15 protein-coding genes are annotated in these 21,404 nt (G+C 71.4%); 7 read left to right on the forward strand and 8 right to left on the reverse strand.

Translation table 11 applies throughout. The annotated features are described in order from the left end of the window. Nucleotides 1-103: 103 nt before the first annotated feature. The 3 genes from IE311_RS13755 to IE311_RS13765 all read right to left on the reverse strand — a co-directional run bounded on the left by IE311_RS13755 (nt 104) and on the right by IE311_RS13765 (nt 5,794). Nucleotides 104-907 (reverse strand): phosphatidate cytidylyltransferase, encoded by an 804-nt coding sequence (locus IE311_RS13755; protein ID WP_189831924.1) that lies wholly within the window; start codon nt 905-907, stop codon nt 104-106. Further along, on the reverse strand, nt 904-2,676 hold the full coding sequence (locus IE311_RS13760) for a histidinol-phosphate aminotransferase family protein (protein WP_189831925.1): 1,773 nt from the start codon (nt 2,674-2,676) through the stop codon (nt 904-906). The genes IE311_RS13755 and IE311_RS13760 overlap by 4 nt, the downstream gene beginning before the upstream one ends. A 205-nt stretch (nt 2,677-2,881) precedes the next feature. Further along, nucleotides 2,882-5,794, reverse strand: a complete 2,913-nt coding sequence (locus IE311_RS13765; RefSeq protein ID WP_189831926.1) for a glycoside hydrolase family 48 protein — start codon at nt 5,792-5,794, stop codon at nt 2,882-2,884. A gap of 273 nt (nt 5,795-6,067) precedes the next feature. On the opposite strand from IE311_RS13765, the gene IE311_RS13770 reads away from it, so the two are divergent. Together IE311_RS13770 and IE311_RS13775 are read left to right on the forward strand one after the other, a co-directional pair. Next, nucleotides 6,068-7,597, forward strand: a complete 1,530-nt coding sequence (locus IE311_RS13770; RefSeq protein ID WP_189831927.1) for a cellulase family glycosylhydrolase — start codon at nt 6,068-6,070, stop codon at nt 7,595-7,597. Between the two features lie 17 nt (nt 7,598-7,614). Then, nucleotides 7,615-9,351, forward strand: coding sequence for a glycoside hydrolase family 6 protein (locus tag IE311_RS13775; protein WP_189831928.1), 1,737 nt, complete (start codon nt 7,615-7,617; stop codon nt 9,349-9,351). An 85-nt stretch (nt 9,352-9,436) separates the two neighbouring features. Here IE311_RS13775 and IE311_RS13780 read toward each other — a convergent pair whose 3' ends face one another. After that, the gene (locus tag IE311_RS13780) at nt 9,437-10,459 is read right to left on the reverse strand and encodes a LacI family DNA-binding transcriptional regulator (RefSeq protein ID WP_189831929.1); all 1,023 of its coding nucleotides are present in this window, start codon (nt 10,457-10,459) and stop codon (nt 9,437-9,439) included. Nucleotides 10,460-10,828: 369 nt separating this feature from the next. Here IE311_RS13780 and IE311_RS13785 point away from each other — a divergent pair, with 369 nt between their 5' ends. The 4 genes from IE311_RS13785 to IE311_RS13800 all read left to right on the forward strand — a co-directional run bounded on the left by IE311_RS13785 (nt 10,829) and on the right by IE311_RS13800 (nt 15,714). After that, nucleotides 10,829-12,181, forward strand: coding sequence for an ABC transporter substrate-binding protein (locus IE311_RS13785; protein WP_189831930.1), 1,353 nt, complete (start codon nt 10,829-10,831; stop codon nt 12,179-12,181). Between the two features lie 86 nt (nt 12,182-12,267). Next, the gene (locus IE311_RS13790; RefSeq protein WP_189831931.1) at nt 12,268-13,272 is read left to right on the forward strand and encodes a carbohydrate ABC transporter permease; all 1,005 of its coding nucleotides are present in this window, start codon (nt 12,268-12,270) and stop codon (nt 13,270-13,272) included. A 4-nt stretch (nt 13,273-13,276) separates the two neighbouring features. Next, nucleotides 13,277-14,200 carry a carbohydrate ABC transporter permease gene (locus IE311_RS13795; protein WP_189831932.1) on the forward strand — a complete coding sequence of 308 codons (924 nt, stop codon included), beginning with the start codon at nt 13,277-13,279 and terminating at the stop codon, nt 14,198-14,200. 71 nt (nt 14,201-14,271) lie between these two features. Further along, nucleotides 14,272-15,714 (forward strand): GH1 family beta-glucosidase, encoded by a 1,443-nt coding sequence (locus tag IE311_RS13800; protein WP_189831933.1) that lies wholly within the window; start codon nt 14,272-14,274, stop codon nt 15,712-15,714. A gap of 79 nt (nt 15,715-15,793) precedes the next feature. Here IE311_RS13800 and IE311_RS13805 read toward each other — a convergent pair whose 3' ends face one another. The 3 genes from IE311_RS13805 to IE311_RS13815 form a co-directional block, all read right to left on the reverse strand. Then, on the reverse strand, nt 15,794-16,264 hold the full coding sequence (locus IE311_RS13805; RefSeq protein ID WP_229901905.1) for a hypothetical protein: 471 nt from the start codon (nt 16,262-16,264) through the stop codon (nt 15,794-15,796). Between the two features lie 166 nt (nt 16,265-16,430). Continuing rightward, the gene (locus tag IE311_RS13810) at nt 16,431-17,171 is read right to left on the reverse strand and encodes an IclR family transcriptional regulator (RefSeq protein WP_189831935.1); all 741 of its coding nucleotides are present in this window, start codon (nt 17,169-17,171) and stop codon (nt 16,431-16,433) included. 208 nt (nt 17,172-17,379) lie between these two features. Next, nucleotides 17,380-18,975, reverse strand: a complete 1,596-nt coding sequence (locus IE311_RS13815) for a hypothetical protein (RefSeq protein WP_189831936.1) — start codon at nt 18,973-18,975, stop codon at nt 17,380-17,382. Nucleotides 18,976-19,336: 361 nt separating this feature from the next. On the opposite strand from IE311_RS13815, the gene IE311_RS13820 reads away from it, so the two are divergent. After that, on the forward strand, nt 19,337-20,311 hold the full coding sequence (locus IE311_RS13820) for a glycerophosphodiester phosphodiesterase (RefSeq protein ID WP_189831937.1): 975 nt from the start codon (nt 19,337-19,339) through the stop codon (nt 20,309-20,311). A 42-nt stretch (nt 20,312-20,353) separates the two neighbouring features. Here IE311_RS13820 and IE311_RS13825 read toward each other — a convergent pair whose 3' ends face one another. Then, nucleotides 20,354-21,217: an alpha/beta hydrolase gene (locus IE311_RS13825; RefSeq protein WP_189831938.1), complete on the reverse strand. Its 864-nt coding sequence runs from the start codon at nt 21,215-21,217 to the stop codon at nt 20,354-20,356. Nucleotides 21,218-21,404 lie beyond the last annotated feature (187 nt).

The raw sequence follows: 21,404 nt of genomic DNA on the forward strand, positions 1-21,404 counted from the left end.
AAGAGGATGCCACCTGGTGGGTGGGCTCACGTGACCCCCGTGGAAGCCGCGATCGTCCGATGCCCGCGCCCGCCGCCACCGCCTCCCGTCCGCGGGACCCTGCTCAGCTCAGGACCAGCAGCACCGCCAGGGCCACGAGGAGGGAGTCGATCCGGTCCAGCAGACCGCCGGAGCCGGCGAGCCAACGGCCCGCGTCCTTCGCTCGGGCACCGCGCTTGACCATCGACTCCAGCAGGTCCCCGAGCGGGCCGCCGACCGCCACGGCCACCGCCGTCTGCCATGTCAGCGACGACAGCACGACGAGCGCGCACAGCCCGGCGGCCGCCCCGGCGAGCGTGCCGCTCCACCGCTTGGCCGGGGAGAGCGGGGAGAGCCGAGGGCCGCCGAGACGGCGACCCGCCGCGTACGCGACGATGTCGGCGATCGACACGGCCACGAACAGGACGAGACCGAGGGCACCCGACCGCACGAGACCGGCCAGGGCCCCCAGCCACACGAGTCCCAGCAGCCCCGCCGTCAGGCGGCGGAGACCATGCTCCGCGTCGCCCGACAGCAGAGGTACCCCGGCGATCACGAGCGCCCCGATCGCCGCCGCCCGGAGCACCTCCCCGGGCGCCAGCCAGGCCGTCAGGACGAGCCCGACGACGGCCGCGCCGAGCACCGCCCGGTCCACCGGGCCGAGCCGCAGCAGCCCGCCGAACTCGGCCACCGCGACCACCCCGACCACGGCCGCGAGCACCGCGATCCCCGGCGGACCGAGCCAGAACGCGGCGGTGACCAGCGGTACTCCGGCCATCCACACGCACCAGCGGAGCACCAGCTCGCGTTTCCGGGTCGCCGCCACCGCGACTCCTCCGGCCGCCAGCGCCCCGCCGAGATAGGGCACCAGACCGGCGACCGTCGTCATCGGGAGGCCCTCCCGGCCGGCGCACCCGACGTCACCGGCACCGCCACCCGGGCGCGCAGCGCGTCCAGGGCGCTCCGGCACGCGGCCACGATCCGCGCGTTCTCCGCCGTGTCGCGGACCGCGAACCGGACGGTCCGCCCCTCGTACGACGGGGACATCGGCGACAGGTCCCGCAGATACACGTCGTGGCGACGGCACTCGCTCACCAGCAGGGCCGCACTCGGCCCGTCCGGCGGCAGGGTCACCGTGAGGAAGTTCGCGACGCCCTCGTCGACCGAGGAGAGGCCGTCGAGCTGTGCGAGCCCGGCGGCCAGTTCCCGGCGCAGGACGGCGGTGCGCGCCCAGCGTTCCTCGTAGTACGCGGGGTGGCGCAGCGCCGTCACGGCGGCCAGCTGGGCCGGGAGGCTGACGGGCCACGGCGGCGTCCATCGGCGCAGTTCCCCGGCCGTGTCCCGGTGTGCCACCAGATAGGCGGCCCGCATGCCCGACAGCGCGTACATCTTCGACAGCGAGGTGCAGACCACGACCCGGGGGTCGACCGAGGCGAGCCCGGCCAGCGAGTCCGCCGGGTCGACGTAGCCCAGGTACGCCTCGTCGATCCACCACCGGGTCCGCTCGGGCGTTGCCGCGATCACCGCGCGCAGCGCGTCGGCGGGTGCGTGGCGGCCGGTCGGATTGTTCGGGTTGACCACCACGACGAGGTCGTACTCCCCGCTGCGGGTCGCGGCGGCGAGGCGGTCGGGATCGAGGAGCCAGCCGTCCTCGCGGCGCAGCCGGAGCCGGTCGACCCGGCAGCCGATCACCCGCTCGGTGACATGGGCGTACTCGCCGTAGCTCGGATCCAGCAGGAGGACCCGGCTTCCCGGCGTGAGCCACCGGCCGAAGGCCCGGAAGATCAGGTCGGAGGAGCCGGCCCCGACGACCAGCGACTCCGAGGGCAGCCCACGGACCCGGGCGAGCTCCGCGAGCAGTCCTTCCGCGCCGGTCGGCGGCGAGGTCCGGGCCGACCATCCCGGGTCCTCCGACAGGACCGCCCGGACCTCGGGGGCCGGCGGGAACCAGGCGTCCAGCACATCGGCCGCCACCACCTCGTGACGTCGTGTCAGGGTTCTGAAGTCCGTGCCGATGGCCGAGAAGAAGGCCCCGCCGTGCTCGCAGCCGTCCGCGCGCGGCGCGAACGGCACGTCCAGGCGCCAGTCGAGGCCCGCCCGCAGTCGCTCCAGCGTCCGGCCGTGGCGCTCCGCGACGGTCCGCGTCAGTCCGGCGACGGAGCCGCTCAGCACCTCGAAGGAGACGGCGCCCGAGCGGACGGTGCGCCCCACGGGCCGCAGACCGGCGGCGAGGTACATGTCGAGGAGCTCGGTGCGTCCCATCGCCACCACCCGGCGGCCTCCCCGTGCCGCCGCCCAGCGCAGTGCCGCGTACATGAGGAGCGGAGCGGCGGCGGTGGACCGCCAGCGTTCCTCGACGGTCAGGATGCGGATCTCGAACGGCTCCTCCTCCGTCAGGACCGGCAGTTCCTCGCGCGTCAGGTACTTGTCCAGGGAGTAGCGGCCCACCCACGGCGGGGTGAGACCGACGAAGCCGATCCGGGTCTCCCCGCGCGCGGCCACCAGATACACGGTGTCGCCGTCGAGTCCGTCGCTCAGCCGCCCCGACGGATCCACCGGGTGCTGTCCCAGCTCCTCCGCGTACACCCGATGGCGCAGTTCGTGAATCCAGTCGTGGTCGTCGGGCGTGGCAGCGCGCAGCTGCAGGTCGTGGTCCATGTGCTTCCCCCCAGAGGCGGTTCGTCGTTCGCGCCTCAGTCTGGGGGAGCCCGGGTTTCGGGACCTGAGTACGCGTACTCACCCGGTGGCGGGTGGGTCGACGCGGCCCGGGCCCTTCGCGCGACGGACCGAAGGCCGGGCGGGCCCCTCTCGGGGTCCACCCGGCCTCGTCGTACGCGGAGCCGTCTCCATGCGGGGCGGGCTGTTATTCGAGCAGCTCCGCGTACGAGCCCATGGCCAGGGCGATGTCCGCCTGGGCCCAGAACCGGTGGTAGGTGAAGACGGGCGCGGCGCCGCCCGCCAGATAGGCCTCGATCTTCGGCCAGGCCGGGTCGTCCTGGTAGAAGCTGCGGATCGAGGCGAAGGTGGAGGAGTTGTTCACCGTGTCGCCGTTGGGCATGGTGCCGGTCCAGCCGTTCGGCACGTACACGGGGTCGTCGAAGCGGTTGTAGTCGGCGCGGGTCTCCTCGACGGCGATGCCGAGCGGGTCCTGGTGGTGGTCCCACATGCCGTCGAGCAGGGCCTTGGCGACCCGCTTGGCCTCGGCGTGGCCGGACTTGGCCGCGTAGTAGGTCAGGGTCTTGGCGTAGGCGGCGGCCACACCTACGTCATTGGTGTAGTCGGCGACGGTGACGTGCAGTCCGGCGTTGGCGCCGGGGTTCGCGGCGTTCCAGGTGTCGGGTGCGCCGGACCACTGGAGGGTGGAGGGGATGCGGTAGGTGCCGTCCGGGTTGATCGTGGTCTTGGACAGCGCCCAGGAGACCCATTTGTCGAGGACGGTCTTCGCCCCGGCGTCGCCGGTCTGCTGGTAGTACTCGGCGACCCGTTCCATGGACCAGGCCTGGAAGCCGAACCACTGGTTCGACGCCGGGTCGTGGTAGACGGGCTTCTCGTCGTAGAAGAGGCCGTGGAAGGTGGGGGTGCCGGCCGGCGGGGTGGCGTAGCGGCCCTGCCAGCTGTTGGTGGCGCCGCCCGCGATGGCGCCCTCGTCGGACTGGAGCCAGCGGTAGAACTCCAGCTGCCGGTCGAGGCTGGTCGCCCAGTCGGCCGCGCCCGTCGTCGACTTGGGCTTGAGCGGGGCGTACTCGCTGAGCGCGTACGCGGCGAGCGGGTTCTGGTAGCCGCCGTGGGCGTGGCTGGAGCCGATGCGCCAGGACCAGCCGGCGGAAGTGTCGGTGGCGCCGCCCCAGGCGTAGTACCAGGACATCAGGTAGTGCGCGCTGTCCTTGCCGGTGCCGGCCGGGCAGGTGGTCGGGCCGACGCAGTTCCCGGACTTCTTGAAGTACTTGTCGAACATCGCGTACCGCAGGTAGTCGCCCATCCTGGCGGCCTTGCCGACGGTCGCGGAGACCTGTGTGCCCTTGCCCTGCTGCTTGGCCCAGAGGTCGGCCCAGTAGGCGGCCTGGACGGCGCGGGCGTCCGCGTCGGGGGCGTTGGTGAACTTCCACTGCTTGGCGTAGGAGGCGTCCCCCGTGAAGAGGTCGAGGTAGCCGTTCCTCCCGCCGTAGGAGAAGTTGTCGCAGGTGGGGTGGGTGACGGTCTCCCAGACGGACTCCTGCGGGCCGCGCTGGAAGGTGTTGATGTAGGAGGGGCCGGTCGCCGTCGGTCCGGCGGAGCACTTCCCGGGTTCGTTGCCGAAGCCGTAGACGTTGTCGACGTCCTGGATCCAGTGCATGCCGTAGATGTCGTCGGTGCCGTAGGCGCTCTTGAGTTCGGCGGCGATCGGGTCGGAGCCCGAGGTCACCCCGGAGTCGAGCCGCGCCGGGTACTGGGAGGGCAGGTCCCACTCGGGCGCGTAGGTGGCCGGCTTGGCGGCGTTGTAGGAGGAGGTGGTGGGCGTGTCGGCGTGGGTGGGGATCATGAATTTCTCCATGGTCTCCCAGGCGCCGTTGAACTTGGTCCAGTCGCCGGTGATCTTGCCGTACATGGCCTGGAGCCAGATGAGGTAGCTGTACGCCTCCGAGGTCGTCTCGTGCCCGTGGTCGGGGGCCTCGACGATCAGGGTCTCGACGGAGTGGTACGGGATGCCCTCGGGCGAGAAGTAGCCGTTGGCCGGGTTGGTGATCTTTCCGTGCAGATCGAGGAAGCGGGCGTCGTACGTGGAGTTCGCGGCCAGCTGGGCGACGGTGACCTCGGCCTTGGCGTGGCCGGGGGCGGTCGCGGTGAAGACGGCCGATCCGGTGCCGGTGGCCGCGGCGGCGACGGTCACCTTCTGGGCGGTGTTCCAGTTCGCCGGGGTGAAGGTGAGCGCGGCCGGGGTAGCGGTGAGGTTGGTGTTGCCCGAGGTACGGGCGACGCTCACCGTGACGTTCGCGGTGGGCGCGGTGGAGAGCTTCAGGTCGAAGGTGCCGCTGGCGCCCTGGCGTACCCCGAGCTGGCTCGGGGCGGCGACGAGAGCGGGGCCCGCGGCGACGGTGATGCCGACGGGGGCCGACTCGGCGGAGGCGCCGAGGCTGTCGTACACCTTGGCGTAGAGGGAGTGGCCGCCGGTGGCGAGGCCGGTGGCGCCGAGGGTGAAGGGCGCGGTGGTGTCGGTGCCGAGGAGGGCCGTGTCGCTGTAGAACTCCACCTTGCTCACGGTGGCGTTGTCGGCCGCGGCGGCGGTCGCGGCGAGCGGAACCGCGTCGCCCTGGCTGTAGACGGCCCCGGCGGCCGGGCTGGTCAGGACCGCGACCGGGGGTTGGTGGGCGCCCGTGCAGGGGGTGCCGTTGACCGCGAAGGAGCCGGGGGCGGCGTTGGCCCCGCTGTAGGTGAACTGGGCGCCGGTGGTGGTGGCGGCCCCCGCGGCGAGGGTGCCGTTCCAGGAGGCGTTGGTCACCGTGACGTTCTTGCCGGACTGGGACCAGACGCCGCTCCAGCCGTTGGTGAGCTTCTGGTCGCCGGCGTAGGCGTAGGTGAGGGTCCAGCCGTTCAGGGTCTCGGTGGCCCGGTTGGTGAGGGTGAGCTCGGCGGTGAAGCCCGAACCCCAGTCGTTGGTCCTGTAGTCGACGCTGCACTGCACGGCGGCGGCCTGGGCGGTGGTGGCGCCGACGGCCGTGAGGCCGAGGGGGAGGGAGAGCGCGGCGGCCAGGGCGGTCAGCTGCCGGCGTGGTCGCGTTCTCGGTCGGAGGCGTGGCATGCGGGTGGTTCTCCTCGCGGCTCGGGAGGTCGGGGGAGCGAAGAGCGAAACGTGCATGGAGACAAGCTCTGAACCAGTGGGAGCGCTCCCACTGTGCAGTTGGGACGCAACGGCGTCAAGGTGCGTGAAGAGTCGAAGGCAATTGGCGAGGGAATTTACCCAACCCCTCTTTTCCTTGGCGCCAGTTGCCGCTACGGTCTGGCCGACCAGTGGGAGCGAATCCGTCCGGTCGGCACACCGTCAGGGGTGTGCCCTCGCTGCGAGGACTCGCTCATGCGACATCCCCCACGTCTGTCCGCGCTGCTCTCCGGAGTGGCGCTCACGATGGCGAGCACCGCGTTCGCCCTCATGGGTACGGCCTCAGGAGCCGCGGCCGCACCCGCCTGCACGGTGGAGTACTCGGTCGTCGGCCAATGGGCCGGCGGTTACCAGGGTGCCGTTACCGTCACCAACAACAGTGCCGCGCTCAACGGTTGGAGCCTCGGCTTCGCCTTCCCGGCCGGCCAGGTCGTCAGCCAGGGCTGGGGCGGCAAGTGGTCCCAGTCCGGCACGAACGTCACGGTCGTGAACGAGAGCTGGAACGCCGCACTCGGCACCGGCGCGAAGATCTCGGGCGGTTTCATCGCCTCCTGGTCGGGCGCCAACACGGCACCCACCGCCTTCACACTCAACGGCACGCCCTGCAACACCGACGTGCCCCCGACACCCACACCCACACCCACCGACCCGACCACGCCGCCCACGACACCCCCGACCACCACTCCCCCGACGACCCCGACCCCGGTGACCGGCGCGCCCGAACTCAGCGTCTCCGGCAACACGTTCGTCGACCAGAACGGGGCCACCCGGCGCCTGCTCGGCGTCAACCGCTCCGGCGGCGAGTTCATGTGCGTCCAGGGCTACGGCATCTGGGACGGTCCCGTCGACGACGCGTCCGTCAAGGCCATCGCCGACTGGAAGGCCAACACGGTCCGCATTCCCCTCAACGAGGAGTGCTGGCTCGGCCTGGACAACATCAAGCCCGAATACCGGGGCACGAACTACATCAACGCCGTGAAGAGCCTGGTCGACAAGGTCATCGCCCACGGCATGACCCCGGTGGTCGAACTCCACTGGACGTACGGCCAGTACACGGGCAACTCGGCGGGCTGCTCCGACGTGCACGCCACCTGCCAGAAGCCGATGCCCAACGCGCAGTACACACCGGCGTTCTGGACCTCGGTGGCGAACACCTTCAAGAACGACGAGCGGGTCGTCCTCGACCTGTTCAACGAGCCCTATCCGGATCGGGCGACCTCCACCGCGACCCAGGCCTGGACCTGCTGGCGCGACGGCGGCACCTGTCCCGGCATCGGCTACGAAGTCGCCGGCATGCAGGATCTGCTGGACGCGGTCCGCGCCACGGGAGCGAAGAACCTCGTTCTCGTCCCGGGCATCGCGTACTCCAACGACCTGAGCCAGTGGCTCACGTACCGCCCCACGGACCCGGCGGGCAATCTGGCCGCCGCCTGGCACGTCTACAACTTCAACACCTGCGCCGACGAGACGTGCTGGAACAACACCCTCGCCCCGGTAGCCGCCGAGGTTCCTCTCCTCGCGGGCGAGATCGGTGAGAACACCTGCGGACACGCGTTCATCGACCGCGTCATGAAGTGGTTCGACGACCGCCGCCTCTCGTACCTGGGCTGGACCTGGAACACCTGGAACTGCAACTCCGGTCCCGCGCTGATCAGTTCGTACGACGGCACCCCCACCGCATTCGGCATCGGGCTGCGCGACCACCTGCGCGGCCTCACCCCCTGAAAGGAACCCCCACCCGCATGAGCCGCACCAGCCGCACCGCCCTCCTGGCGGCCCTCGGCCTCATCACGGCCACCGGCGCCACCGCCACCGTCTTCGGCACCGCCACCGCCGGCGCCGCCACCCCCGGCTGCAAGGTCGACTACCAGATCACCAACCAGTGGAGCACCGGCTTCGGCGCCAACGTGACGGTCACCAACACCGGTGACCCGGTGGCCGCCTGGACCGTCGAGTGGTCCTACGCCGGCAACCAGCAGGTCACCCAGGGCTGGAACGCCACCATCACCCAGTCCGGTGCCGCCGTCACCGCCAAGAACGTCTCGTACAACGGGTCCCTGGCCACCGGCGGTTCGACCTCCTTCGGCTTCAACGGCTCGTACAGCGGCACCAACGCCGTGCCGGCCACCTTCAAGCTCAACGGGGTCACCTGCAACGGCACCACCGAGCCGACGACTCCCCCGACCACCCCGCCCACCACTCCCCCGACGACCCCGCCGCCGGCCGGCACCAAGGCCGACAACCCGTACGCCGGCGCCAAGGTGTACGTGAACCCCGAGTGGTCCGCGAAGGCCGCGGCCGAGCCGGGCGGCACCAAGATCTCCAACCAGCCCACCGGTGTGTGGCTGGACCGGATCGCCGCCATCAACGGCTCCGCCACCTCCATGGGCCTGCGCGCCCACCTCGACGAGGCCCTCAAGCAGAAGGGCAGCGGCGAGCTCGTCGTCCAGCTGGTCGTCTACAACCTGCCGGGCCGCGACTGTGCCGCCCTCGCCTCCAACGGCGAGCTCGGCCCGACCGAGATCAACCGCTACAAGACCGAGTACATCGACCCGATCGCCGCGATCCTCGCCGACTCGAAGTACGCGGGTCTGCGGATCGTCACCACGGTCGAGATCGACTCGCTGCCGAACCTGGTCACCAACGTCTCCGGGCGCCCGACCGCCACGGCCAACTGCGACGTCATGAAGGCCAACGGCAACTACATCACCGGCGTCGGCTACGCGCTCAAGAAGCTGGGCGCGGTCGGCAACGTCTACAACTACGTGGACGCCGGCCACCACGGCTGGCTGGGCTGGGACGACAACTTCGGCGCCTCCGCCGAACTGTTCAAGCAGGCCGCCACCGCCGAGGGCTCCACGGTCTCCAACGTCCACGGCTTCATCGTCAACACCGCCAACTACAGCGCGCTGAAGGAGGACCACTTCACCATCAACGACAGCGTGAACGGCGTCTCCGTACGCCAGTCGAAGTGGGTCGACTGGAACCGGTACACCGACGAGCTGTCCTACGCCCAGGCGATGCGCACCAAGCTGGTCTCGCTCGGTTTCGACAGCGGCCTCGGCATGCTGATCGACACCTCCCGCAACGGCTGGGGCGGCACCGCCCGGCCCACCGCCGCGGGCGCGACGACCAATGTCGACACGTACGTCAACGGCGGCAAGTACGACCGGCGCATCCACCTCGGCAACTGGTGCAACCAGTCCGGCGCGGGTCTCGGCGAGCGGCCGCAGTCGGCGCCCGCCGCGGGCATCGACGCGTACGTCTGGATGAAGCCCCCGGGCGAGTCCGACGGCGCCAGCAAGGAGATCCCGAACAACGAGGGCAAGGGCTTCGACCGGATGTGCGACCCGACGTACACGGGCAACGCCCGTAACGGCAACAGCATGTCGGGCTCGCTGCCGGACGCCCCGATCTCGGGCCAGTGGTTCTCGGCTCAGTTCCAGGAGCTCATGAAGAACGCCCACCCGGCGCTGTAACACCCCGACCGGCCCCCGCGGCCGGCCGGACCCCCCCCGGGTCCCGGCCGGCCGCGGGTTCGTTCGCGCTCCACGAGCGAGGGCCTCAGCACGACTCCCGCACGATCAGCTCCGTCGGCAGCACATGCCGGCGGGGCTCCTGCGGCGCCTCCGCGATCTCCTGGAGCAGCATCCGCGCCATGGTGCGGCCCATCTCCTCGATGGGCTGCCGCACGCTCGTCAGCGGGGGGTCCATCAGCCGTGCCACCGGCGAGTCGTCGACCCCGACGAGGGCCACGTCGTCGGGAACCCGGCGGCCCGCCTCCCGCAGGGCCGCACGCGCGCCGGCCGCCATCACGTCCGACGCGGCGAAGACGGCGTCCAGGTCGGGGCTGCGGTCGAGGAGCAGCCGCATGGCCCGGCGGCCACCCTCCTCGGTGAAGTCGCCGGCCGAGACCAGCGCCTCGTCGGGCGAGAGACCGGCCTCCGCCAGACCCGCGCGGTAGCCGCCGAGCCGGGCGCGTGCCACGTACATGTCGAGCGGCCCGGTGACGGTGGCGATCCTGCCGCGGCCGCGGCCCACGAGATGGGCGACGGCCGCCCGTCCGGCCCCGATGTTGTCGGAGTCGACGTAGGGCACGGGTTCGGCCTCCGCGCGGCGGCCGTTCATGACGACGGGGAGGCCCAGTTCCCTGATCCGGTCGGGCAGCGGGTCGTCGCCGTGAACGGAGGCGAGCAGGACGCCGTCGACGCGCTGGGCCGCGAGGTACTGCTCGAAGCGCTGCCGCTCCTGCTCGCTGCGGACCAGGGTGAGCAGCAACTGCTTGTCGGCCTCGGCGAGTTCGGCGCTGACGCCGCGGATGAGGTCGAGGAAGTACGGCTCCGCGAAGAGTCGCGCCTCGGCCTCGGGGATGACGAGCGCGATGGCGTCCGTGCGGCTGCCCGCCAGGGCGCGGGCGGCCTGGTTGGGTACGTAGCCGAGTTCGGCGACGGCTCTGGCGACGGCCGTTCTGGTCTGCTCGCTCACCCGGGGGGAGCCGTTGATCACCCGGGAGACCGTGCCCCGGCCGACCCCGGCCCTGGCCGCGACCTGCTCCAGGGTGGGTCTGCCGCTCTGCCGTCCGCTCACAACTCCCGAACTCCCCTCGTAGGACAACGCGCAGCTCACCACGGCCCTGCCGATGACGGAAGCACCAATGGGAGCGCTCCCACCGTAGTCCAAGCCCCCGCCCCCGCGCCACGAGTGTGTTCAGGAGATGACGCGACCCACCCCCGCCCGGCCCCGCGAAACCCCCGGAAAACCTTCCGGTAACGAATCCGCGTTCATGTCTTGACACCCGCACCCGCCAGGCAGCAACCTTCCGGCAACGACGTGGGAGCGCTCCCATCCGGGACGCACACAGCCTTGCATCGGGTCCTGGCGGGCCCCGCCGAGCCGCGATCAGCCGGCCGGACCTCTTGGCGCACAACGAGCACCACCTTGGACGAGGAGAGTGGAATGCGCACTTCCAGCAGCAGACGCGGACGCCGTGCGGCGATCGCGGCGGTCGCCGTCGTCGTGACCGGCACGACCCTGCTCACCGGTTGCGGCAGCGACGACGACAACGGCGGCAAGGGCGGCGGGGGCGGCCAGAGCACCGAGAAGATCACGCTGCGGGTCGGGACCTTCGGTTCCTTCGGCTACGACGACAAGACCGGCGCCAAGCTCTACGCCGAGTACGAGCGGCTCCACCCGAACATCAAGATCGAGGAGTCGAACGTCTCCGACGGTCAGAAGTACTGGGACACCCTCAAGCTGCGCCTCTCCCAGAACAGCGGCGTCGCCGACATCCAGGCCGTCGAGGTCGGCTACATCGCCGAGGCGACCGGCCCGGCCATGGCGAACAAGTGGGTCGACCTGGGCAAGGAGGGCGGCGCGAACCTCGGCGACTTCCTCGACTGGAAGGTCAAGCAGGCGACGACCGGCGACGGCAAGGTCATCGGCCTCGGCACCGACATCGGCCCGATGGCCGTCTGCTACAACAAGGACCTCTTCGCCAAGGCCAAGCTGCCCACCGAGCGCGACGCCGTCGCCAAGCTGTGGGCGGGCGACTGGGCCAAGTTCATCGAGACCGGGGAGAAGTACAAGGCGGCCGCCCCCGCGGGCACCTCCTTCCACGACTCGGCGAGCGGACTCTTCAACGCCGTCATCTCCAGCGACCCCGTGCAGTACGCCGACACCAGCGGCAAGCTCGACTGGGAGAACAGCCCCGGTGTGAAGAAGGCCTGGGAGACGGCCGTCAAGGCGGCCCAGGGCGGACTCACCGCCAAGCTCCGCCAGTTCGACGAGAAGGGCACCTGGAACGCGGCCTTCAAGAACTCGAAGTTCGCCACCGTCGCCTGCCCCAGCTGGATGACCGGCATCATCAAGGACCAGGCCGGGCCCGCCAACCAGGGCAAGTGGGACATCGCCGCGCCGCCGGTCGCCGGCAACTGGGGCGGCGCCTTCCTCGCCGTGCCCAAGTCCGGCAAGCACACCAAGGAGGCCGCCGAACTGGCCGCCTGGCTGACCGCCCCGGAGCAGCACGCCAAGGTGTTCGCGGTCAACGGCAACATCCCCTCGTCGAAGGACACGCTGACCTCCTCGACGGTCCAGGACGCGAAGCTGCCGTACTTCGGCGACACCCCGGTCGGCAAGATCTTCTCCAGCGCGGCGGCCGGCATCACGCCCGCCTCCATCAGCCGCTACGACGGCCAGGTGAAGACCTTCCTCACCGACAACGGGATCCTCGACATCGAGCAGCGCGGCACCGACCCGGCCAAGGCCTGGGAGAACGTCAAGAAGCTGGTCGACGACAAGATCGACCAGTAGCGGGGGCGCCTGCCGGTCCGCCGCCCGCGGGCGGCGGACCGGCACCGTCCGCACCACCGCACGCATCGACCTGGAAGGACGCCCCCGTGGCCACCTCCGTTCGGGCGAAGCCGGACGGCTCCCCGCCGCCCGCCGCACCGCCCTCCTCCCCCGGCCCGCGCGGCCACCGCGCCTCCTCCGGCGGCTGGCGCAGCACGCTCTACCGCTGGGACCTCAAGGCGATCCCGTACGTCTTCGTCGCCCCCTTCTTCCTCACCTTCGCCGCCTTCGGCCTCTTCCCGCTGATCTACACGGGCTGGCTCTCGCTCCACCGGGTCGAGCTCGGCGGCGACCCGACGTGGAAGGGCCTGGAGAACTACACGGACCTCGCGACCAGCGAGTTCTTCTGGAACGCGCTCTTCAACACCTTCACCATCGGTGTCATCGCGACCGTTCCCCAGCTGCTCATGGCCCTGGGCCTGGCGCATCTGCTCAACTACAAACTCCGCGGCCGGGGCTTCTTCCGGGTCGCGATCCTCGCCCCGTACGCCACCTCGATCGCGGCGGCGACCCTGGTCTTCGCCCAGCTGTTCAACACCGACTACGGCATGATCAACGGCCTCCTGGGCTGGATCGGCATCGACCCGGTGAACTGGGAGTCGTCCAAGTGGCCGGCGCAGATCGCGATCTCGGTGATCGTCACCTGGCGCTGGACCGGCTACAACGCGCTGATCTACCTGGCCGCCATGCAGGCCGTGCCGCAGGACCTGTACGAGGCGGCCTCGCTCGACGGCGCCTCGCGCTGGCGCCAGTTCGTCAGCGTCACGATCCCGTCCATCCGGCCGACCATCCTCTTCACGATCATCGTCTCCACCATCGGCGCCACCCAGCTGTTCGGTGAGCCGATGCTCTTCGGCGGCAGTGTCGGCATCAGCGGCGGCAGCGGCAACCAGTTCCAGACGCTGAGCCTGCTGATGTACGAGAAGGGCTGGGTGACCGGCGCGCTGGGCCAGGCCTCGGCCATCGCATGGGTCATGCTGCTGCTCCTGCTGCTCGTCGGCGGCGTCCAGGCCCTCGTCACCCGCCACAACCGCAAGAAGCTGGGGGGCTGACCCGATGGCCCGCACACTCGACACGACGCCGATCGAGGAGAAGGCTCCGGCCGGCGGCCGCGCGCCGGCCCGTCCGGGGCGCCGCTTCCGGCAGACGGCCGGCCGCCAGCACCACGCGGGGCCGCTGACCTACGTCCTGCTGGCCGTGGCCGCGTTCGTCTCGCTCTTCCCGCTGTACTGGAACGTGGTCGCCGCCTCGCACACCGGCGAGCGGGTCGTGGAGGCCCCGGCGCCGCTGCTGCCCGGCAACCGCCTCCTGGACAACCTGAGCTTCGCCTGGAACCAGGTCGACATGGGCGAGGCGTTGATCAACACCACGATCGTGGCGAGCCTGGTGGCCCTGTCCACCGTGCTGTTCTCCACGCTCGCCGGCTTCGCCTTCGCCAAACTGCCGTTCCGGGGCCGGGGCATGCTGCTCTCGCTCGTGGTCGCCACCATGACGATCCCGCCGCAGCTCAGCGTCATCCCGCTGTACCAGATCATCACCGACCTCGGCTGGTTCGACCAGCTCCAGTCGGTCGTCCTGCCCTCGCTCGTCGCCGCCTTCGGCGTGTTCTTCATGCGCCAGTTCCTGGTGGAGGCCCTGCCGATGGAGCTGGTGGAGGCGGCCAGGATGGACGGCGCGCACAGCCTCCGGATCATCTGGCACGTGGTCTTCCCCATCGCCAGGCCCGCCATGGCCGTGCTCGGCATGCTGGTCTTCGTGCAGGCGTGGAACGACTTCTTCTGGCCGTTCATCGCCCTCACCCCGGACGGCAACCCCACCCTCCAGGTGGCGCTCGCCGGACTCGGCGCGGGCAACCACAGCGTGGACCACGCCGTCGTGCTGACCGGCGCCCTCATCTCCACCGTGCCGCTGCTGCTCGTCTTCGCCTTCCTCGGCAAGCACATCGTGGGCGGCATCACGGCCGGCGCCGTCAAGAGCTGACGGCCCGCCCCTCTCCGTACCGCACATACCGCACGTACCTACCCCGTACCCCGCGTTGGGAGCGCTCTCCTATGACCGCGTCCGAAACCCGGCCGCTCACCGCCACCCGCTCGTTCCCGTCCGACTTCCTCTGGGGCGCGGCCACGGCCGCGTACCAGATCGAGGGAGCGGCGGCCGAGGACGGCCGTACCCCGTCCATCTGGGACACCTTCTCGCACACCCCCGGCAAGGTCTTCGAGGGCCACACAGGTGACGTGGCCGTGGACCACTACCACCGGTTCCGCGAAGACGTCGGGATCATGTCCGAACTCGGCCTGAACGCCTACCGGTTCTCCGTCTCCTGGTCCCGTGTGCAGCCCACCGGTCGAGGGCCGGCCGTCCAGAAGGGCCTGGACTTCTACCGGTCGCTCGTCGACGAGCTGCTCGCCGCCGGCATCGAGCCGGCCCTCACCCTCTACCACTGGGACCTGCCCCAGGAGCTGGAGGACGCGGGCGGCTGGCCCGAGCGGGCGACCGCCGAGCGTTTCGCCGAGTACGCGGGCATCGTCGCCGACGCCCTCGGCGACCGCGTGACCCGGTGGACCACGCTCAACGAACCGTGGTGCAGCGCCTTCCTGGGGTACGGCTCCGGGGTCCACGCCCCGGGCCGTACGGACCCGGTGGCCTCGCTGCGTGCCGCCCACCACCTCAACCTCGGGCACGGTCTCGCGGTCCAGGCCCTGCGCTCGTCACTGCCCGCGGACCGGCAGATCGCGGTCTCGCTCAATCTGCACGAGGTGCGTCCGCTGACCGGTTCCGCCGAGGACCTGGACGCGGCCCGCCGTATCGACGCCGTCGGCAACCGGATCTGGCTGGGTCCGATGCTGGAGGGCGCCTACCCCGAGGACCTGATCCTCGACACGGCGCACGTCACCGACTGGTCCTTCGTCAAGGACGGTGACGCGGCGACCGCGCGGCAGCCGCTGGACCTGCTCGCGATCAACTACTACACCCCGACCCTCGTCTCGCAGGTCCCGGAAGGGGCGGAGAAGCCGCAGGACGACGGGCACGGCAACAGCGACCACTCGCCGTGGCCCGGCTCGGACGCGGTCGCCTTCCACCGGGCGCCGGGCGAGCGGACCGCGATGGGCTGGCCGGTCGACGCGAGCGCGCTGTACGACCTGCTGACCCGGGTGGCGGCCGCGTACCCCGAACTCCCGCTGGTCATCAGCGAGAACGGGGCGGCGTACGAGGACGTGGTCTCGCCGGACGGTTCGGTGCACGACCCGGAGCGCGCGGCCTATGTGCACGCGCATCTGGAGGCGGTGCACCGTGCCATCTCGGACGGTGTGGACGTCCGCGGCTACTTCCTCTGGTCGCTGCTGGACAACTTCGAGTGGGCGTACGGCTACGCGAAGCGCTTCGGCGCGGTGCGGGTGGACTACGACACCCTGGAGCGGACCCCGAAGTCCAGCGCCCGCTGGTACGCGCGGGTGGCGCGGTCGGGTGAGCTGCTCGCCCCCGACGGCGACTGATCCCGGGTGGACGCGGGGAAGGCCGTGCCGGTGATCCGGCACGGCCTTCCGTCGTGAGTCTCGGGACGGTGGGCGACGGTCAGATGTCGATCACGCGGTAGCCGATGACGTAGACGCCGCCGGAGCCCTCGACCGAGCGCCACTGGGTCTCGGCGCCGACCTCGCTGCCGGTGACGAGCGTGGCGCCGAGCTTGTCGTCGCCGCTGGTCGAGTCGTAGTCCCAGAGGGTCAGGGTGCGGGCCTGCTGCTTGCCGAGGATGAGGGCCGCGTTGCCGTTGCCGTCGGCCATCGACCGGACGTAACCGGTGCCCATGGTCTGGTACTTGACGCCGTTTCCGGGCCAGACCTTGACGGCGTTGCCGTTGGCGTCGGTGATCTTGAGGTACGCCTCGTCGTGGTCGCCCTCGCTGTTCTTCTGGCAGTGCAGCTCGACGAGCTCGATCCGCACGTAGTCGATCGGTTCGGCCTGGGCGGTGCCGGCGAAGGCGGCGACGCTGCCGAGCGCGAGCAGGGCGGTGGCGGCCGTTCGGGCGATTCGGTTCTTGCGCATGTGGTCCCCCCACACATCGGGTCACTCAGGTGACGGTGATGCCGGCCCGCCCCGGTTCGGCGGGGCCGGTGTGCCGTTCCCCTCGGCACGACACCTACTGTGCCCGCCGGGCCCGCCCGGTTCTACGCGCGTTCCGCTGGACGGAACAGCGCCGCCCGGAAGCCGGTCAGGGCACGAGCGCGGGCGTCGCCGGGGCCGTTCTCCGTGGTCCGCCCCGGGCGAGCGCGCGGCTGATGGCGGCTCCCGCCTCGGCTACGCCCCGGGCGAGGGTGTCGAGCGGCCGGCCGGCCGGGACCAGGGCGGCGAGCGCGGCGACCGTGCGCCCGTCCGGGGTGCGGACGGGCAGGGCGGCGCAGCACACCCCGTCCATCACGTCCTCCCGGTCGAGGACGGCGCCGCCGCGGAGCGGCCCCCGCAGGGCCTTTCCGGCGGCGGTGTGGAGGTGGAAGGCGACGCCGTCCCTCACGGGGAGGAGTGGTTCGAGGTCCCCGGGGACGGAGCCGACGGTGATCGCCATGTCCTCGCGCAGCACGGTGAGGACCACGCTCGCGCCGGTGGCGGCCCTGAGTCGCTGGAGCGGCAGCCGGGCGGCGGGCCGCAGTCCCGGGTGCGGCTCCCAGGCCTGGCCGATGCGGTACAGCTGCGGGCCGACCCGGTAGCGGTTGCCCTTCCGTTCGACGGCGCCGAGCGTGACCAGCTGGTCGAGCAGCCGGTGGACGCTGCCCTTGGGCACCCCGCAGACGAGCGCCAGTTCTGTCACGCCGGCCTCTTCACCGCTCCGGCGCAGGGCGTCGAGCAGTGCGAACGCCCCTTCGAGCACGCTCCGGCCGCGCACCGGGCCGGGCGTGCCGTCCTGCTCCCGCCGGAGCCCGGCTCTGTGCGGTTCACGTACCTCGTTGGTGTCCATGAGTCCCCCGACTCCGCGGGCCCGGCCGAGGTCCCCCGATGGCACGGCTCCGGGCATGTCCCCCACCATGCCGCAGACCGGTCGATTCCGGCGAAGGGCTCGCGTTGCCCGTCGTGTCGCGGGTCGGTGCGGCGGACGTGCGGGGGGACGTGCGAAGGCGCCCCCGCCCGGCGCGCTCGGCGCGGCCGGTGGGGACGCCGTCGCTCCGCTACGGCCGGCTGTCGAGCCAGCTCAGCTTGTGCCCGTAGAGCACGCGCTGGCAGTAGTCCGTCCCGGCCGGATCGGCGCTGTCGGGGTTGGCCGTGCAGTCGCCCGCCGACCCCGGACGGTGCTCGGACAGGGACCACAGCCGACCGGTGCCGCGCTCGACGTAGAGGTCCTCGGCGCCGCGGGCGGTCTTGACTGCCTGGCCCGACGGGACCAGCTCGCCGTTGCTCCACCGGTAGCGCCAGAGGTTGCCCGGCTCGTCCGTGCCCTTCGACTCGTTCACGTACAGCGTGCCGCCCACGGCGGCCGCGCCCTGGGCGCCGCCGTTGGTCAACGGCAGGTAGTTGGCCCAGCCTTCCGCGGCGACGTCGGCGGAACGGCCCTCCAGGGCGGCGACCGGGTAGGAGGCGACACGGCCGGTGGACGGATAGCCGCTCTGCGGACGGCAGTACTCGCCCATGAGCAGACGGTCCGGGGTGGCGCTGCGGTCCAGGGAGACGTAGGAGGCCTTCGGCGCTCCGGTGGAGACGCAGGCGTAGGAACCCTGGGGGTTGCTCTGCGTCGCCTTGAACTTCCAGGCGGCGACCTGGGGCATCACATAGCGGTATCCGAAGCTGTACCAGACGTTGTCGTGCCGGCCGACCTTCGTCTTGTCCTCGACGTTGGAGGTGGTCTTCACTCCGTCCGTGTCGGTGCCCATCGCGTCACGCGTCTTGGGGTCGCCGTCCGGGTCCAGGTCCATGATGTAGCGCATGTCGAAGACGCGCAGTCCGTTGCGGGTGTCGGCGACGTAGAGGTAGTTGCCGTACCAGACGATCCCGCCGGCGTGGACGCCCTTCTGGATCGGGTACTCGGCGGCGTGCAGCCCGTCGAAGGAGACGTGGTCGGCCGAGTTCACATAGGTCCAGCCCAGGAGGACGTGGCGGTACTTGATCTCGGGGCTGCCGGTGGCCGGGTTGGTGCGGCTCTGCACGAAGGTGATCCGGACGCCCTTCTGGTTGCAGGCGTCATCGGCCTCCACCTCGGCCGTGGTGCAGTCGCCGGTCGCCGGGTTCGGGTCGGTCTCCCGGCCCGGGTCCCAGCCGTCGTAGGAGGCGAAGAGCTGGATGTTCCCGGCGTCGCCCCACAGCTCGTTGTCCTTGGCGTCGGAGACGCCGGTCATGCCCTGGGGGACCCATTCCCGCGAGACGGAGTCGTCGTCCTGCAGGCAGTACTTGATGTCGGGGTCCGGGGCCGTGGCGAACGGGTCCCGGGAGCACCACGGCTGTACGGTGCGGTTCGCCCCGGCCAGCAGGTTCTGCACGCCCGACTTGGGCAGCACCGAGTCCAGCCGGGTGACGCGCGTGGTGGTCTCGGCGTTCAGCGCGCCGGGCGCCATCGTGAAGTCGCCGGGCGAGGCCGCTCCACCGGGCGCGGTCCAGGCGCGGGTCGTGATCGGCGAGGAGGCCGCCTCGCTCGCGCGGGGCTCCTGGATCCAGCTCTGCGGGACGTCCGGCGGAACGTCCTCCGCCTGGGCCGGCGCCGCGAGGCCGGTGAACGCCAGCGAGGCCGCGGCGGCTGCCGTGAGCCAAGCGCGACGTATGCGCCGTGTGGGCATGTGAAGTTGCCTCCGTTGCTCATGTCTCGAGTAAGTCGAACGGAGGGTTCCAGAACGTTTGCGCGGAAGGCAAACGTGTTCATGCCATCGGCAACAGCGCCCGACGGGTGAGCAATTGCCAAGAAAAGGTGTATTTCATAGCCATCCGGGCGGCCCGGTCGTCGATCCGTGAGGGGGAGGTGGAGGTCGCCGCGAGGTCCGGTGCGCGGGAAGGAGGAAATTCTCCGGAATTCCTCCATGACCGCCGCCTCGCCTCCCCCGCCCCGACCGCAGCCTCCCCTTTCCGCCCCGTGCGGCACGGCACGAGGGTCCCCACCCCGCTCCGGCCGGATCGCCGCGGCACCCCGTAGGGTGAGCCGTCATGAGAGACGCTCAACTGCCCGCCGCCCGGTCCCGTCGGCGCAGGACCGCCGGCCTGGTCGCCGTGGCCACCGCGGTGGCCGGGCTCGCGACCGCCTTCGTCGTCGCCGCGCCGCCCTCGCGGTCGGCGCCCGGCCCGGTCGCGGAGGCCGGCACCTCCGGCAAGGCCGGCACCGCCGCACACTCGGGCACCTCGGCCGGGGCCGGCCTCGCGGCGACCCCCTGGATGCGGCGCGCCGGGGCACCCCTGACGGTGATCGCCCACCGGGGAGCCTCCTCGGCCGCCCCCGAGAACACCCTCGTCTCCGACGAGGTGGCCCGGCGCGGCGGGGCCGTCTGGATCGAGAACGACGTCCAGCCCAGCAAGGACGGCGTGCCGTACATCCTGCACGACACCACCGTCGACCGGACGACCGACGGAACGGGCCCGGTCCGCTCCCTCACCTCGGCCCAGCTGAACGCCCTGGACGCCGGTTCCTGGTTCGCCCCCGCCTATGCCGGGACCCGGGTCCCGACGCTCGCCGCCCAGCTGGCCGACCTCCGGACCCGGGGCGGAAAGCTGCTCCTCGAGATCAAGGGCCGCCACAGCCACGCCGAGGTGGCCCGGATCGTCCGGGACGTCCGGGAGCAGGGCATGGCGGACCGGGTCTTCGTCCAGAGCTTCGACGTCCCGTCGCTGCGGTACACCCACGAGCTGGCGCCCGAGCTGCCGCTGGGGCTGCTGCGGAGCACCCTCGACGCCGACCCGGTCGCGCTCGCGAAGGAGCTGGACCTCGCCGCGTACAACGTCTCGGACGCGGCCCTCTCCACCCGCCCGGGGATCATCGGCGACCTGCACGCGGCGGGTGTGGCCGTGAACGTCTGGACGGTGGACACGCCCGCCCGCTGGAAGGCCCTGTCCGCGCTCGGCGTGGACGGGGTCATCACCAACCGGCCGACGGAACTCGGCGGCTGGTCGGCCGGACAGACGCGCTGAGGGGTCCCCCGCACCCCGGGCGACCGGGGTGCGGGGGAGACTTCAGACGAGGCTCGTCAGCAGCTCGGCGAAGAGCCGCGGCCGGCTGAAGTAGCCGACGTGCGAGGCCGCGAGGGTGTGCACGTCGAAGGGGTGGTGCGGGGTCAGCGCGTCCGCCGTGCGGATCATGTGGTCCTGGACCGCCGGGGTCAGGCTCCGGTCGTCGGAGAGCCGCACGTACGTGTGCGGCACCCGCCCCCAGGCGTCGGCCCGGATCAGCGCCCCCGGCTCCATCGCCGCATAGGTCTCGTCCGGGTCCAGGGAGTCGAGCAGCAGCCGGAACTGGTGGTCGGTCGAGTCGGCCATCACGGCGGCCTTCAGCGCGGCGAACACCTCCGGATCGGCGTGCGCGGCCCGCCAGTTCAGCCGGACCACGCCCGGATCGCGGACGTCGGGGACGGCGATCCGGGCCACCGCGGCGTCCAGCAGGTTGTCGTCGACCACGTTCCACGCCTCGGTGAGCATGGCCGGGTCGCCGAGGCAGAGCGCGGAGAGGTAGACCACCCGGTCGAGCAGCTCCGGTACGGCGTTGGCGACGGCGGTGATCGTCAGACCGCCGAGACTGTTGCCGACCAGGACGATCGGCCCCGACGCGGCGAGCCGCCGCAGGGTGTCCACCACGTGGAGGACGTTGTCCCGCAGCGTGACACCGCGCACCGGCGAGGGCGCGGCGGCGAGTGCCGCGATGTCCTGGGGTTGCCGGTAGTAGGCGGCGGGTATGTCGGCGAGGTCGCCGTGGCCGGGCAGGTCGACGGCGTGCGAACGGTGTCCGAGCAGGGCCAGTTCGTTCTGCAGCGGGCCCCAGGCCCGGGCGTTGCTGGAGCCGCCGTGAACGCATACGAAAACGGGGCGCGAGTCTGCGCGCATGGTGAAGATCCTCGTCATCCTGAGGTGAACGGTGGACGGTGGACCCCGGTGCCGGCGAAGGCCGGCACCACGGTCAGCGCGTCGACCGGTCGCGCAGGGCCTGCCAGTTGTGGATGACGGAACACATGCGGACGACCGTAGCAGTCGGCTCCGCACCGCGCAGGGCATTTTCACGCCGGGTCGACCC

The organism is Streptomyces zaomyceticus, assembly GCF_014656215.1.
GTDB classification, from domain to species: Bacteria; Actinomycetota; Actinomycetes; order Streptomycetales; family Streptomycetaceae; genus Streptomyces; species Streptomyces zaomyceticus.